The sequence below is a fragment of the Stutzerimonas stutzeri genome (assembly GCF_000219605.1).
In the GTDB taxonomy this organism is placed as follows: Bacteria; Pseudomonadota; Gammaproteobacteria; order Pseudomonadales; family Pseudomonadaceae; genus Stutzerimonas; species Stutzerimonas stutzeri.
In genome coordinates, this window is record NC_015740.1 from 91,257 (window position 1) to 104,950 (window position 13,694).

A 13,694-nucleotide genomic window follows, 5' to 3' on the forward strand; every position below is an offset into this window, starting at 1 on the left:
GCAACAAAGAAAGGGCGCATTGATGCGCCCTTTCTCATTCCGTTCATCGCCCAGCATGCGAGGCCGCGATCCTTGCCTCACCGCTGCCAGTCGCAGAAGCAGGCCACCGCCAGCGAATGGGTTGCGCGTACCTTGCGGCCGGCAAGGACCGCGTCGAGGATCGGCTCGACGAAGCTGTTGTCCGAGGTGCACACCGCGCCCTCGCTGTAGGGGCCGATGTAGACCAGTTCGCCGCTCTGGTCCCAGATGCCAACTGCCGGGCTGGCCGGTAGCTGCTCGGCGCCGATGAGCCCGTCGAGTGGCTTCAAGGCCGCCAGCGGTTGCGGCAGGCGACCCTTGCTGCCGGGCTTGCGCACCTCGTAGAAGTCCACGGGCTGACCGGCGAAGCGCTGCAGCAACTCCTGCAGGTGCTGCTGGTTGCCGACGTTGCACGGGCAGCCAGGGTCCCAGAAATGCACGAAGCGCACCGGCCCCGGGCCTTGCAGCGCGGCGGGCAGGCGCAGGGCGTCGCCGGAGAAGAGTTCGGCGCGCTCGCCCTCGAAGGTGCGCAGGTAGCGCGCCTCGAACCACCAGAACGCGGCGAGCATGGCGGCGCCCCAGAGCAGGGCGATCAGGGCGGCGATCAGGTATTTGCGACGTGCGCTCATGGCAGGTTCCTGGCTAGGTGCGCAAGCTTGCCATGACGCGCTGCAGAGCTGAATATCCGGAGTACCAGCCAGCCGAAGAAAGTCGATGTCCACGCTCATCCAGCCCGATCGATTGCGCAACAGCCTGCCCGCCCTGAGCGAGGCCACCGAGGCTTCGGCCGAGGCGCTGCACTATCAGGCCTACTACGGGCTGGACCTGCCACACCGGGGCAAGGTGCAGCGGCGTCTCGGACGCTTTCGCGTGCACGACTACGATGTCGTCGCCCAGGCCTGGTGGCCCGAGCAGCCGCACGCCAGTCTGCTGGTTCTGCATGGGTATTACGATCACATGGGGCTGTACCGGCACGTGGTCGACTGGGGCCTGGAGATGGGTTTTGCGGTGCTCGCCTGCGACCTGCCCGGCCATGGACTGTCCAGCGGGCCGCGCGCCAGCATCAACGAATTCGATGAGTACCAGGCGGTGCTTTCCGGACTCTTCGAGCAGGCCCGTCGGCTCGATCTGCCACGGCCTTGGCATCTGCTGGGCCAGAGCACCGGCGGCGCCATCGCGCTGGATCATCTGCTGCATCAGGAGCCGCTCGGCGACCTCGGGCGGACCATCCTGCTGGCGCCGCTGGTTCGCCCGCGGGCCTGGCTGCGCTCGCGCATCAGCTACGAGCTGGTGCGGCGTTTCGTTCAGCAGATTCCGCGGACCTTCAGCGAGAACTCCAGCGACCCCGGCTTTCTCGAGTTCGTGCAGACCCAGGACCCGCTGCAGCCGGACATCCTGCCCACCGCCTGGGTCGGTGCGCTGTCGCGCTGGATTCCGCGCATCGAGCGGGCCGCGGACAGTGCTCAGGCTCCGCTGATCGTGCAGGGCGAGGCGGACATGACCGTGGATTGGCAGTACAACCTGCCGGTGCTGCAGCGCAAATTCGCCGGTGCCGAGGTGCTGCGTCTGCCGGAGGCACGGCACCACCTGGTGAACGAGCGCGAGGAGCTGCGCCGGGCCTACTTCGACTTTCTGCGCGAGCGCCTGAAATAGTCCGACGCGGCGGTCAGATACCCTGCTGCGGCTCCAGCTCGGCGCCGCTCATGCCCACCGCCAGGCCCGCACGCAGGGCTTGCAGCGCGGCCTGGTAATAGGCCTTGCCATCCTCGGACTGGGCGAACTGTACGTACTCCTCCAGCTCGGGGTCGGACAGCTCGCGATAGATGTAGAGCAGGGTATTGTCCAGATCGGCCTCGATCTGCTGGATCATTCGCTGACGCTGGCTGCTCAGCAGGTTCTGCGCCTGATTGCCGCCCAACAGGCCGGGAATCATCTGGCTGAGACTGTCGGCGGCGACACCGGCCAGCGCCAGGCTGACTTCCGCACCCGCCTCGCTGGCCGGGATGGCCTGGGCCAGATGGCGAATCAGCAGCTGCCGGTTGCTTTCGGCCGTCACCCGCGGCAGGCCGTCGGTATGGCGCGCCAGCTGTTCCCGGCGTGCGGCCAGCACCTCGGCCGAGACGATCTTGCGCCCCAGCGGGGACTGGAAGAATTCCAGCGCCGGCTGCGGGTCGGCCAGATGCTCGCGCAGCGCGCGCTGCGCCCGCTGGTCGATGGCATGGGAGGCGAAGCGGCGATTGCTGTTGGTCACCAGGGCCTGGAATACCGCCGGTGGCAGGGTGTCCTTGTAGCGCTGCTGCGCGGCAGTCAGGGCATCGGCGAAATTGGCCCGCTGTTCGGTCCAGCCGGCGGTTTCGTAGAGCTCTTCATAGGTGTCGGCGAAGCTGGCGAGGCTGAAGGTCAGCAGTACACAGGTCAAGAGGGCGCGCATGGAAGCTCCTGTCTGGCGGGCGGTTCATTTTCCGTGCCCCGACGCGTGCTTGTCGAGGCGCGCGAGTTGCTGCTGCCATTTGGCGCAGCATCGCTGCTTGTGGCGGAGTCTCAACAGACCCTAGACTCGTTCGGTATCCCATCGGAGTCACTTCCTTGCAGTTCTCTTCGATCATCGACGACCTGGCCGAGCGCGGCTGGTCGCTGCAGAGTTCTTTCCTTCCCAGTGATGTGACCCACAAGCTGGCCGACGAGTGCCGCAAGCGCGAGGCTGAGGGCGCGCTGGCCCCCGCCGGCGTCGGCCGCGGCGAGGCCCAGGCGGTGCGCGAAGGCATTCGCAGCGACCATATCCAGTGGCTGGAACCCGGCCAGTCGCCGGTCTGCGACGACTATCTCGAAGTCATGGATGGTCTGCGCCGGCAGCTTAACCGCGAGCTGTTCCTCGGACTCGAGGAGTTCGAGTGCCACTTCGCCTTCTATCCGCCGGGTGCCTTCTACCAGACCCATCTGGACCGTTTTCGCGATGACGACAGCCGCTCGGTGACCGCCGTGCTGTACCTGAATCCGGACTGGCAGCCCGCCCACGCCGGCGAACTGCGCATGCACATGCCGGACGGTTCGCAGCTGGACGTGCCGCCGCTGGCCGGCAATCTGGTGGTGTTCCTTTCCGGCGAGTTTCCCCACGAGGTGCTGGTCACCCAGGCCGATCGCCTGTCACTGACCGGCTGGTTCCGTCGTCGCCCGGCCGACCCGCTGGCGGTCTGAACCTCCGCCCGAGGTTCTCCCCGCGAAAAAAAGCCCGGCGCGAAGGCCGGGCTGAAAAGCAGGAAGGATGTGCTGGCGGGCTACATGCCCAGCCAGTTCGGCAGGGCCAGGGAGATCGACGGCACGTAGGTGATGATCACCAGGAAGCTCAGCATCAGTGCCAGCCACGGCAGCACCGCGCGGATCACCTGGGTCACCGGCATGCCCGTCACCGCCGAGGCGACGAACAGGTTCAGCCCCACCGGTGGTGTGATCAATCCGATCTCCATGTTCACCACCATGATGATGCCCAGGTGGATCGGGTCGATGCCCAGCTGGACGGCGATCGGGAACAGGATCGGTGCCAGGATCAGGATGATCGCCGACGGCTCCATGAAGGCTCCGGCGACCAGCAGCACGATGTTCACCACCAGCAGGAACATCCACGGCTGCAGCCCGGCTTCGATCACCCAGGCGGTGATCGCCTGCGGAATCTGCTCGGTGGTCAGTACGTGGGCGAAGAGCATGGCGTTGGCGATGATGAACATCAGCATGATGCTCAGCTTGCCGGACTCCAGCAGCACTTTCGGGCAATCGCGCAGGGTGATGTCCTTGTAGACGAACAGCGCGACGAAGGCCGAATACACCGCCGCCACCGCCGCCGCTTCGGTCGGGGTGAACATGCCGGAGTAGATACCGCCGAGGATGATCACCATCAGCAGCAGGCCCCAGATCGCCTTGCGTGCGGCGCTCAGCCACTCGCGGAAGCTCGCCCGCGGCAGGGCCGGCAGGTTCTTCTTCACCGCGATGATGTAGATCGCCACCATCAGCGCCAGGCCGAGCATGATGCCCGGGACGACACCGGCCATGAACAGCTTGCCCACGGAGGTCTCGGTCGCGGCGGCGTAGACCACCATGACCACCGATGGCGGGATCAGGATGCCCAGGGTACCGGCGTTACAGACGATGCCGGCGCCGAAGGCCTGCGGGTAACCGGAGCGCACCATGCCGGCGATGGCAATGGAGCCGACCGCAGCCACGGTGGCTGGCGACGAACCGGACAGTGCGGCGAACAGCATGCACGCCAGCACCGCACCGATGGCCAGGCCGCCACGGATGTGGCCGACGCAGGCATTGGCGAAGTCGATCAAACGACGGGCCACGCCGCCGGTGGTCATGAAGGCGCCGGCCAGCAGGAAGAAGGGAATGGCCAGCAGGGTGTAGTGCTCGGAGGTCTCGAACAGCTTGATCGCCAGCGAGCGCACCGAGTCCTGGCTGAAGATCATGATGGTCAGCGAGCCGGCCAGGCCCAGGGAAACGGCCACCGGCACACCGATGAACATCAGTGCGAAGAGGGCGACGAACAGGAACAGGATGGTCATTGCTTGGGCTCCTCTTCGCCGTGCTTGAGCGCATCGGCCGCTTCATCGGCGAGGCCGAGGCCGGTCTGCTCGTTGCGCAGGATACGTACGAAGATTTCGGCGAAACGGATGAACACCATGGCGAAGCCGAACGGCACGATCATGCCGATGTGCCACTGCTTGATGCCGATATGGCCCAGGTCTTCGGCGCCGATGTTGGCGATGAACAGGGTCTGGATCCACTCGAAGCTGGCCACGGTCAGCAGGCCGGCGTAACCGAGGCAGAACAGGCAGGCGATGATGCCGATGACACGCTGGATATGCCGCGGTGCCAGTTTGACCAGCGCATCGACGCCGATGTGGCCGGCGGTGCGCACGCCGTAGGCGAGGCCGGAGAAGATCAGCCAGGCGAACAGCGCCTTGGTCAGCGCGGTGCTCCAGGTCATGGACTGGGCCAGGCCGATGATGAAATCACCGATGGCGAACCAGAAGTCGGCGCTTCCCTCGAAGCGGTCGCCCAGGTCGTAGAAAAGTGTGTAGAGGTTGTTGAGGATCACGTAAACGAAGGTCACCAGTGTCATGGCGGCCAACAGAAAGGCGATGAAACCTTCCTCGAAGTGGTCCCAGACGCGCCAGAGGGCGTTCATGGATGACATCTCCCGATGGACTGCTTGTTGTATCGAAGGCAGCACGGAGGTGCGCCGTGAACCAGCCAGGGCAGGCTGGGGGACAGAGCAATGAAAAACTCTTGTTGTAACTGTCGAAGCGGCGCGGCCCGGGATCGCCTCGGCATGGCCTTCCTGCCCTTGGTGCGGGCCTGGTCTTCGCTAGCGGCTTTGTTTTTTCACTGAGCTGTCGGGTATCGCTGGGTGGTACAGCCGAGGAGCGGGGTGGCCGCCCCTCGGCAAAGGCTTAGTTAGCCTGGTTGGCGGCTTCGGCGGCCTTGATCAGGTCGGCACCGATTTCGCCTTCGAACTTCTTCCAGACCGGCTTCATGGCTTCACGCCACATTTCGCGCTGCTCCGGAGTCAGGTCGATGATCTCGGTGGTGCCGGCGTCGATGATGCGCTGCTTGTCGGCCTGGTTCAGCTCGTCAGCCTGCTTGTTCACCGCGACGGTCACTTCGTCCAGGATCTTTTCCAGCTCGCCGCGTACGTCAGCCGGCAGACCGTTCCAGAACTTGGTGTTGGTGATCACCATGTAGTCCAGCAGACCGTGGTTGGACTCGGTGATGTACTTCTGCACTTCGTGCATCTTCTGCGAGTAGATGTTCGAGTAGGGGTTCTCGGCACCGTTGACCACGCCAGTCTGCAGGCCCTGGTAGACCTCGGCGAAGCTCATCTTGCGCGGGTTGGCGCGCACGGCCTTGAACTGCTCGTCCAGCACGGCGGAAGCCTGTACGCGGAACTTCAGACCACGGGCGTCCTTCGGCTCGCGCAGCGGCTTGTTGGCCGACAGCTGCTTCATGCCGTTGTGCCAGTAGCCCAGGCCGGTGATGTTCTTGTCTTCCATCGAGCGCAGCAGGCTCTGGCCGGCTTCACCTTGCTGGAAGCGGTCGACCGCTGCGATGTCGTCGAACAGGAACGGCAGGTCGAAGACCTGAACGCCCTTGGAGTAGTGTTCGAACTTGGCCAGCGACGGCGCGATCAGCTGAACGTCGCCCAGCAGCAGGGCTTCCATTTCCTTGCCATCGCCGAACAGCGAGGAGTTCGGGTAAACCTGTACCTCGACCTTGCCGGCCAGACGCTCTTCCACCAGTTTCTTGAACATCAGGGCGCCCTGGCCTTTCGGCGTGTTCTCGGCGACCACGTGAGAGAACTTGATGGTGATCGGGTCAGCCGCGTGGGCCAGACCAGCGATGCTCAGCGACAGGGCGCATGCCAGCGCCTTGGCAGTCAGTTTGAACATTGATGTTTCCTCTTGTTGTGGGTGGGAGGCCTCGGGGCATCCCGGCAGTAACCAGCTGGGCAAGTCTAGGCGCAATGGCCTGGATGCGATGCACGATCGCGACTCGATCCATCCGGTTCATCGGGTTTCAGGAGCAATGCCTGTGCCAACCGCTGGCACAGGCACCTGAAGCCAGCGAGTTTACCCAGCAATAGATGAAGGTTTGAATGGCCAATTGCCAACAAGCGCGTCTAGGTCGCACCTTTGCGCGGGGTGAGCAGGCCATCCGCGGTTGGCATTGCAGGGAGGGACGGGATTGGCAGTCGAGGCTCGATGCGGCGGTCAAGGATGGCGGATTTCCGCCATCTAGTCGTTTTCGTCGGGCGAGCTTCCGCCAGCATCGGTAAAGCTCAGGCCATGCTTGCGCAGCTTGTCATGCAGTGTCTTGCGCGGCAGGCCGAGGGCTTCGGCAACGCTGCGCAGCGATCCGTGGGGACGGTTCAGTTCAGCGGCGATCAGCGCGCGCTCGAAGGCTTCGACCTGCTCGCCCAGGCTGCCGCCGCCGGCCAGGCTGGCGCTCGGCTCGCTGCCTGGCCGCTCCAGGCCCAGGCCGAGCCCGAGGGCGAAGCGCTCCGCGGTGTTCTGCAGCTCGCGCACGTTGCCCGGCCAGGTGTGCTGCAGCAGCGTGGCACGCTGCTCGGGCTGCAGTTCGCGAACCGGCAGGCCGTGGCGCTGGGCGGCGGCCTCGGCGAAGTGCTGAAACAGCAGAAGGATGTCCTCGCTGCGTTCACGCAGCGAAGGAATGCGCAAGGGTGCGACGTTTAGCCGGTAATAGAGGTCGGCGCGGAAGCGGCCCTGGTCGGCGGCGACACGCAGGTCTTCCTTGGTTGCGGCGATGACACGGATATCCAGGGCGATCGACTGGTTGCCGCCGAGGCGTTCGACCACGCGCTCCTGCAGCAGGCGCAGCAGCTTGACCTGCACATCCAGGCTCATGCTCTCGATCTCGTCGAGGAACAGGGTGCCGCCGTTGGCGAACTCGAACTTGCCGATCCGGCGTTTCTGCGCGCCGGTGAACGCGCCGGGCTCGTGGCCGAACAGCTCGCTCTCCACCACCGACTCGGCCAGGGCACCGGCGTTGATGGCCACGAACGGGCCGTTGCGGCGGTTCGACAGGTCGTGCAGTGCGCGCGCCACCACCTCCTTGCCGGCCCCGGTCTCGCCAAGAATCAGCACGTCGGCCTGGGTTCCGGCCAATGCGCCGATCTGCTCGCGCAGGCGCAGCATCGCCCGGGACTGGCCGAGCAGGCGTGCCGACAGCTGCTGGCGGTCGGCCAGGGCCAGGCGCAGCGAGCGGTTGTCCAGCACCAGCTGGCGCAGCGCCAGGGCACGCCGCACGCTGTCCAGCAGCGCCTCGCTGGGGAAGGGCTTTTCCAGGAAATCGTAGGCACCGGCGCGCATGGCCTGCACCGCCAGCTGGATGTCGCCGTGACCGGTGATGAGGATCACCGGCAGCTCGCTGTCGCGTGCCCGTAACTGTTGCAGCAGCTCCAGTCCGTCGATGCCAGGCATGCGGATGTCGCTGACCACCACCCCCTGCCAGTCCGCCGGCAGGCGTGCGGCCAGGTCGCGGGCGTCGCCCAGGCTGGCCACCTTGAGCCCGGCCAGGTCGAGGGTCTGGCTCAGTGCCTGGCGCAGATGCGGATCGTCGTCGATCAGCACCACCTGGGCCTGGGTACTGATCGGGGTGTCGCTGCTCATTGGAAATGGTCCTCGGTGGGAAAGGCCACGCCGGGTTCGGCGCTGCGCAGGAACAGACCGAGCTGGGCGCCGCCTTCGGCATGATTGCTCATGCGCAGCTCGCCGCCCAGGGCGCGGGTGAGGGTATCGCAGATCGCCAGGCCGAGGCCCAAGCCCTGGGTGCTGGTCTTGGTGGTGAAGAAGGGTTCGCGGGCGCGCTGCAGCGCCTCGGCGGAGAAGCCCGGGCCGTTGTCGCGCAGGGTCAGCAGCACGCCGTCACCCTCCAGCTCGGCGCGCAGCCAGATGCGTCGCGGCTGGGGCCGTTCTCCGAGGGCGTCGAGAGCGTTGGCCAGGAGATTGGCGAGGATCTGCCGCAGCCGCGTTTCGCCAGCCTGCACCCACAGCGCCGCCTCCGGCAGGTCGCGGATCAGCTCGACGCCCATGGCCTGGCGGCGCTTGGCCAGCAGTGCCAGCGCATCGTCCAGCGCCGGCTGCAGCGCGACCCGTTCCGGTGCGTGCTGATCGCGACGGGCGAAGGCGCGCAGGTGGGCGATGATCGAGGCCATGCGCGCGGTCAGCTCGCTGATCAGCCGCAGGTTGTCGCGCGCCTCGTCGACACGCTCATGGTCGAGCAGTACGCGGGCGTTGTCGGCATAGCTGCGGATCGCTGCCAGCGGCTGGTTGAGTTCGTGACTGATGCTCGCCGACATCGTGCCCAGCGCCGATAGCTTGCCGGCCTGCAGCAGTTCGTCCTGGGCGCGCACCAGCTCCTGCTGGGCCTGTTCGCGCTCGAGCACCTCGACCTTGAGCCGGCTGTTCAGCGCCTCCAGGTCGCGGGTGCGCTCGAGCACGCGCTGCTCCAGCTGTTGGCGTGCCTGGCTGTCCAGCGCCAGCCGTTCGAGGAAATGTCGGCGACGCTGCATCAGCAGGCCGAGCCAGAGCAGCAGCGCCAGCAGGGTGGCGGCGCCGATCGCGACCACGGTGCGCACCGGGCGCTCGACCAGGCTGACCGGCGCGAGGATGCGCACCGTCCAGCCGGTCTCCTTCAGCTCGCGGCTCTGGATCAGCCAGGCGTCGATGTTCAGCGTCAGGTCCTGCGGGTAGAGCGTCGGGTAGGGCTGATCGAAGGCGATCTGCTCGCGCTCGTCCACGCCCAGCCCGCGGGTGGCGCGGAAACGCCAGTCGGGCCGCGAGGTGAGGATCACCACGCCGAAATTGTCGGTCACCAGCAGCTGCTCCGGGGTGCTGCCCCACAGCGTCTCGGTGTGATCGAGATCGACCTTGACCACCAGCACGCCGAGCACCTGGTCGCCGTCGCGCACCGCCGCGCCGAAGTAATAGCCGCGCTTGCCGGAGGTGGTGCCGAGGCCGAAGAAGCGCCCAAGACGTCCTTCCATGGCCTGGCGGAAGTAGGGGCGGAAGGCGAAGTTGCGATCGACGAAGCTGTCTTCCTCGTCCCAGTTAGAAGCGGCCAGGGTGTTGCCGTCGGTCGCCATCAGGTAGATCACGTCGGCGCCGGTCTGGTTGCGCAGGCGCTTGAGCAGCCGGTTGGCGTTGTCGCGGACCTGGGGCGAGTCCTGCTGCAGCACGGCGCGCAGGGCGGGCAGGTCACCGAGGATGCGCGGCAGCACCTCGTAGCGGTTGAGCGTGCCGAGCAGGTTGGCGACGTACAGGTCCAGGGTCTGACGGTTCTGTTCGGTCAGCTCGTTGCGGTAGTAACGCTCGGCGAGCTGCTGCAGCGGCCAGAGCAATGGCGCCAGCAACAGGGCCAGCAGGGCGAGATTGCGCCAGCGGGGGCGGCGGGGAGCGAGAAGTGCGGTCATGCATGAGGCGCCTGGATGTCGGGCGCATTATGCACGCTGCGCGAGCCGACGTTCAGCGTCGCGGCTCGTGGCAACCCGATGGAGCGAGCTGCAGGCGCAGTTGGCTCAGCGGCCGACGGCGACCGGCTGGCGCGCGTTGTCGGCTTCGAGGTCGCGGGCCCGGGTGCAGCACTCGTGCAGGGCGGTTTCCCAGTCCGGCAGCTGGACGCCCCAGTCCTGCTGCAGCCGTGCGCAGTTGAGCCGCGAATTCAGCGGCCGCTGCGCCGCGGTCGGGTAGTCCTTGGACAGGATCGGGGTGATCTCGGCACGCAGGCGTCCTTCCTGGCGCAACCGTTCGGCGATGCTGCAGGCAAAGCCGTACCAGGAGGTCTCGCCGCTGGCGGTGAGGTGATACAGCCCGCTCGGCCCGGCCTGCCCGGCGTTGCGCTTGCGCACCAGTTCGGCGGTGACGCGGGCGATGGTCGCGGCCCAGGTCGGCGCACCGACCTCGTCGCTGACCACCGACAGCGCATCGCGCTCCTGCAGCAGGCGCTGCATGGTCAGCAGGAAGTTCTTGCCATGTTGCGAGTAGACCCAGCTGGTGCGCAGGATCAGGTGTTCGCCGCCGACGGCCTGGATCGCCTGCTCGCCGGCCAGCTTGCTGGCGCCATAGACGCCCAGCGGGTTCGGCGTGTCGTGCTCGTCGTAGGGTTCGGTCTTGCGGCCGTCGAACACGTAGTCGGTGGAATAATGGATCAGCGGCACGCCGAGGCGCGCGGCTTCTTCGGCGAGCACCTGCGGGCCGCGGGCATTGACCGCGAAGGCCTGCTCGCGGTGGGTTTCCGCCGGGTCGACGGCGGTATAGGCCGCCGCGTTGATGATCAGGTCCGGCCGCAACAGGCGCACCTGCTCGCGAATCTGCTCAGGTACGGCGAGGTCCAGCGCATTGTGCCCGAGGGCGAGCAGCTTGCCGGTACCCGCCAACTCCGACTGCAGCTCGCGGGCCAGCTGGCCGGTGCTGCCGGTGATCAGGATTTTCATGGAAACAGCTCCGCGTCGCGCAGCAGCTTGCCGGCCTGGTCCTTGGCGGACAGTTGTGGCGCCTCGTCGAACGGCCATTGGATGCCGAGCTCGGGGTCGTTCCACAGCAGGCTGCGCTCATGCTCAGGCGCGTAGTAGTCGGTGGTCTTGTAGAGGAACTCGGCGCTTCCGCTGAGCACCACGAAGCCGTGTGCGAAGCCTTCGGGTATCCACAGCTGGCGCTGGTTCTGCGCGCTCAGGTGGGTGCCGAACCAGCGGCCGAAGCTCGGCGAACTCTTGCGCAGGTCGACGGCGACATCAAACACCTCGCCGGCCACTACCCGCACCAGTTTTCCCTGCGGCTGCTGGATCTGGTAGTGCAGCCCGCGCAGCACGCCGCGTTGGGACTTGGAGTGGTTGTCCTGGACGAACTGACGCTTGAGCCCCGTGGCCGCTTCGAAAGCGGCCGCGTTGAAGCTCTCGTAGAAGAAACCGCGTTCGTCGCCGAAGACCTTGGGCTCGATGATCAGTACGTCGGGAATGCTGGTTTCGACGACCTTCATGCGTCTTCACCCGCCAGCTTGAACAGGTACTGGCCGTAGCCGGTCTTGCCCAGGGCGTCGGCGCGGCGCAACAGCTGCTCGCGGTCGATCCACTTGTTCTGGTAGGCGATTTCCTCCAGGCAGGCCACTTTCAGCCCCTGGCGGTGCTCGATGGTCTGCACGTACTGCGAGGCTTCCAGCAGGCTGTCGTGGGTACCGGTGTCGAGCCAGGCGAAGCCACGGCCGAAGCGTTCGACATTGAGATCGCCGCGCTGGAGGTAGGCCATGTTGACGTCGGTGATCTCCAGTTCGCCGCGTGGCGAGGGCTTGATCGACTTGGCGATCTCGATGACGTCGTTGTCGTAGAAGTACAGGCCGGTCACTGCGTAGCTGGACTTGGGCTTCTTCGGCTTCTCTTCGATGGACAGCGCCTTGCCGTTCTCGTCGAAGTCGATCACGCCGAAGCGCTCCGGATCCTTGACCCAGTAGCCGAACACCGTGGCGCCCTTCTCCTGACGCGCGGCGCGCTGCAGCTTCTCGGTGAAGTGCTGGCCGTGGAAGATGTTGTCGCCGAGGATCAGGCATACCGAATCGTCGCCGATGAACTCTTCACCGATCAGGAAGGCCTGGGCCAGGCCGTCCGGCGAAGGTTGTTCGGCGTAACTGAAGTTGACCCCGAACTGGCTGCCGTCGCCCAGCAGGTTCTGGTACTGCGGCAGATCCTGCGGTGTCGAGATGACCAGAATGTCGCGGATGCCGGCGAGCATCAGCACCGAGATCGGGTAGTAGGCCATCGGCTTGTCGTAGATCGGCAGGAGCTGCTTGGATACGCCAAGGGTGATGGGGTGCAGACGGGTGCCGGAGCCTCCGGCGAGGATGATTCCTTTCATGCGTTCTCCAGGGCGCCGAGGCGCTCGCGTTGATAGCTGCCGTCCTGGACGCGACGGCACCATTCGAGGTTGTTCAGGTACCACTGCACGGTCTTGCGCAGGCCGCTCTGGAAGGTTTCCTGCGGCACCCAGCCGAGCTCGCGCTCGATCTTGCTGGCGTCGATGGCGTAGCGCAGGTCGTGGCCCGGGCGATCCTTGACGAAGGTGATCAGGTCTTCATAGCGGGCCAGGCCGGCGGGCTTGCTCGGCGCCAGCTCCTCCAGCAGCGCGCAGATGCCGCGCACCACATCGATGTTCTTCTGCTCGTTGTGGCCGCCGATGTTGTAGGTCTCGCCGACCTTGCCTTCGCTGACCACCTTGAACAGGGCGCGGGCGTGGTCCTCGACGAACAGCCAGTCGCGGATCTGCGAGCCGTCGCCGTAGACCGGCAGCGGTTTGCCATCCAGCGCGTTGAGAATCACCAGCGGGATCAGCTTCTCGGGGAAGTGGAACGGCCCGTAGTTGTTCGAGCAGTTGGTGATCAGCACCGGCAGGCCGTAGGTACGCTGCCAGGCCCGGACCAGGTGGTCCGACGAGGCCTTGCTGGCCGAGTAGGGCGAGCTGGGCGCGTAGGGGGTGGTCTCGGTGAACAGGTCGTCGACGCCGTGCAGGTCGCCGTACACCTCGTCGGTGGAGATGTGGTGGAAGCGGAACGCCGCGCGATGCTCGGCCGGCAGCGTCTGCCAGTAGGCGCGGGCGGCCTCCAGCAGCTGGTAGGTGCCGACGATATTGGTCTGAATGAATTCGGCCGGGCCGTCGATGGAGCGATCGACGTGGGATTCGGCGGCCAGATGCATGATGGCGTCCGGCTGGAAGTCCAGCAGCGCCTCGCTGACCCGCTCACGATCGGCGATGTCGGCCTGAAGGAACTGATAGCGCGGGTTGCCTTCCACGCTGGCCAGCGACTCGAGGTTGCCGGCGTAGGTCAGTTTGTCCAGGTTGAGCACGCTGTGCTCGGTATCGAGGATGAGGTGACGGATCAGTGCGGAACCGATGAATCCGGCACCGCCAGTAACGAGAATGCGCATAGTGATAGGGCTTCCTTGGCGCGCTGTCGAGCATCAGGCTCTTAGCATGTCGGCACGATAGACCGGCCTTCGATACAAAAATTCCCGAAGGGTGCCGGCGGCCGGGTAACGGCTTGGTTACAGAGGTAAACACGGGCTGCTGGCCCGCCGCCAGCCCCCGTGCTGCAGGGGCCGCACGGCGCGGCGTTGTCGC

At 66.0% G+C, this 13,694-nt stretch carries 13 protein-coding genes; 2 read left to right on the top strand and 11 right to left on the bottom strand.

Annotation, left to right across the window (positions count from 1 at the left end):
• Window positions 1-77: 77 nt before the first annotated feature.
• On the bottom strand, window positions 78-647 hold the full coding sequence (locus PSTAB_RS00405) for a DUF6436 domain-containing protein (RefSeq protein WP_013981236.1): 570 nt from the start codon (window positions 645-647) through the stop codon (window positions 78-80).
• Window positions 648-732: 85 nt separating this feature from the next.
• Between PSTAB_RS00405 and bipL the strand changes: the two genes are divergently transcribed.
• On the top strand, window positions 733-1,671 hold the full coding sequence (bipL, locus tag PSTAB_RS00410) for a phospholipase BipL (RefSeq protein ID WP_013981237.1): 939 nt from the start codon (window positions 733-735) through the stop codon (window positions 1,669-1,671).
• 13 nt (window positions 1,672-1,684) lie between these two features.
• Here bipL and PSTAB_RS00415 read toward each other — a convergent pair whose 3' ends face one another.
• The gene (locus PSTAB_RS00415; RefSeq protein ID WP_013981238.1) at window positions 1,685-2,449 is read right to left on the bottom strand and encodes a DUF2059 domain-containing protein; all 765 of its coding nucleotides are present in this window, start codon (window positions 2,447-2,449) and stop codon (window positions 1,685-1,687) included.
• Between the two features lie 155 nt (window positions 2,450-2,604).
• Between PSTAB_RS00415 and PSTAB_RS00420 the strand changes: the two genes are divergently transcribed.
• Window positions 2,605-3,213: a 2OG-Fe(II) oxygenase gene (locus PSTAB_RS00420; protein ID WP_013981239.1), complete on the top strand. Its 609-nt coding sequence runs from the start codon at window positions 2,605-2,607 to the stop codon at window positions 3,211-3,213.
• Window positions 3,214-3,293: 80 nt separating this feature from the next.
• Here the strand turns inward: PSTAB_RS00420 and dctM are convergent, their stop codons facing one another.
• The 9 genes from dctM to rfbB form a co-directional block, all read right to left on the bottom strand.
• Window positions 3,294-4,574, bottom strand: coding sequence for a C4-dicarboxylate TRAP transporter large permease protein DctM (gene dctM / locus PSTAB_RS00425; RefSeq protein ID WP_011911326.1), 1,281 nt, complete (start codon window positions 4,572-4,574; stop codon window positions 3,294-3,296).
• Entirely contained in the window at window positions 4,571-5,200 is a 630-nt protein-coding gene (locus PSTAB_RS00430) for a TRAP transporter small permease (RefSeq protein WP_013981240.1), read from the bottom strand. Before PSTAB_RS00430 ends, dctM begins: the two co-directional genes overlap by 4 nt.
• Window positions 5,201-5,465: 265 nt before the next feature.
• Window positions 5,466-6,461, bottom strand: coding sequence for a C4-dicarboxylate TRAP substrate-binding protein DctP (gene dctP / locus PSTAB_RS00435; RefSeq protein WP_013981241.1), 996 nt, complete (start codon window positions 6,459-6,461; stop codon window positions 5,466-5,468).
• 345 nt (window positions 6,462-6,806) lie between these two features.
• Window positions 6,807-8,201 carry a sigma-54-dependent transcriptional regulator gene (locus PSTAB_RS00440; RefSeq protein WP_013981242.1) on the bottom strand — a complete coding sequence of 465 codons (1,395 nt, stop codon included), beginning with the start codon at window positions 8,199-8,201 and terminating at the stop codon, window positions 6,807-6,809.
• Complete coding sequence (locus tag PSTAB_RS00445; protein WP_013981243.1) at window positions 8,198-10,003, bottom strand: sensor histidine kinase; 1,806 nt, start codon at window positions 10,001-10,003, stop codon at window positions 8,198-8,200. Before PSTAB_RS00445 ends, PSTAB_RS00440 begins: the two co-directional genes overlap by 4 nt.
• 105 nt (window positions 10,004-10,108) lie before the next feature.
• The gene (rfbD, locus tag PSTAB_RS00450) at window positions 10,109-11,023 is read right to left on the bottom strand and encodes a dTDP-4-dehydrorhamnose reductase (protein ID WP_013981244.1); all 915 of its coding nucleotides are present in this window, start codon (window positions 11,021-11,023) and stop codon (window positions 10,109-10,111) included.
• A complete protein-coding gene (rfbC, locus tag PSTAB_RS00455; protein ID WP_013981245.1) occupies window positions 11,020-11,565 on the bottom strand; it encodes a dTDP-4-dehydrorhamnose 3,5-epimerase in 546 nt (181 codons plus the stop codon). The genes rfbD and rfbC overlap by 4 nt, the downstream gene beginning before the upstream one ends.
• Window positions 11,562-12,434: a glucose-1-phosphate thymidylyltransferase RfbA gene (gene rfbA, locus PSTAB_RS00460; RefSeq protein WP_011911333.1), complete on the bottom strand. Its 873-nt coding sequence runs from the start codon at window positions 12,432-12,434 to the stop codon at window positions 11,562-11,564. The genes rfbC and rfbA overlap by 4 nt, the downstream gene beginning before the upstream one ends.
• Window positions 12,431-13,501, bottom strand: coding sequence for a dTDP-glucose 4,6-dehydratase (rfbB, locus tag PSTAB_RS00465; protein WP_013981246.1), 1,071 nt, complete (start codon window positions 13,499-13,501; stop codon window positions 12,431-12,433). The genes rfbA and rfbB overlap by 4 nt, the downstream gene beginning before the upstream one ends.
• Between the last annotated feature and the right edge of the window lie 193 nt (window positions 13,502-13,694).

What these genes read in the sequence shown, in the direction of transcription:
- rfbD (WP_013981244.1), bottom strand. Translation starts at nt 11,023, where the DNA reads ATGAAAATCCTGATCACCGGCAGCACCGGCCAGCTGGCCCGCGAGCTG.
- rfbB (WP_013981246.1), bottom strand. Translation starts at nt 13,501, where the DNA reads ATGCGCATTCTCGTTACTGGCGGTGCCGGATTCATCGGTTCCGCACTG.
- PSTAB_RS00405 (WP_013981236.1), bottom strand. Translation starts at nt 647, where the DNA reads ATGAGCGCACGTCGCAAATACCTGATCGCCGCCCTGATCGCCCTGCTC.
- dctP (WP_013981241.1), bottom strand. Translation starts at nt 6,461, where the DNA reads ATGTTCAAACTGACTGCCAAGGCGCTGGCATGCGCCCTGTCGCTGAGC.
- PSTAB_RS00430 (WP_013981240.1), bottom strand. Translation starts at nt 5,200, where the DNA reads ATGAACGCCCTCTGGCGCGTCTGGGACCACTTCGAGGAAGGTTTCATC.
- PSTAB_RS00415 (WP_013981238.1), bottom strand. Translation starts at nt 2,449, where the DNA reads ATGCGCGCCCTCTTGACCTGTGTACTGCTGACCTTCAGCCTCGCCAGC.
- rfbC (WP_013981245.1), bottom strand. Translation starts at nt 11,565, where the DNA reads ATGAAGGTCGTCGAAACCAGCATTCCCGACGTACTGATCATCGAGCCC.
- rfbA (WP_011911333.1), bottom strand. Translation starts at nt 12,434, where the DNA reads ATGAAAGGAATCATCCTCGCCGGAGGCTCCGGCACCCGTCTGCACCCC.
- bipL (WP_013981237.1), top strand. Translation starts at nt 733, where the DNA reads ATGTCCACGCTCATCCAGCCCGATCGATTGCGCAACAGCCTGCCCGCC.
- PSTAB_RS00440 (WP_013981242.1), bottom strand. Translation starts at nt 8,201, where the DNA reads ATGAGCAGCGACACCCCGATCAGTACCCAGGCCCAGGTGGTGCTGATC.
- PSTAB_RS00445 (WP_013981243.1), bottom strand. Translation starts at nt 10,003, where the DNA reads ATGACCGCACTTCTCGCTCCCCGCCGCCCCCGCTGGCGCAATCTCGCC.
- dctM (WP_011911326.1), bottom strand. Translation starts at nt 4,574, where the DNA reads ATGACCATCCTGTTCCTGTTCGTCGCCCTCTTCGCACTGATGTTCATC.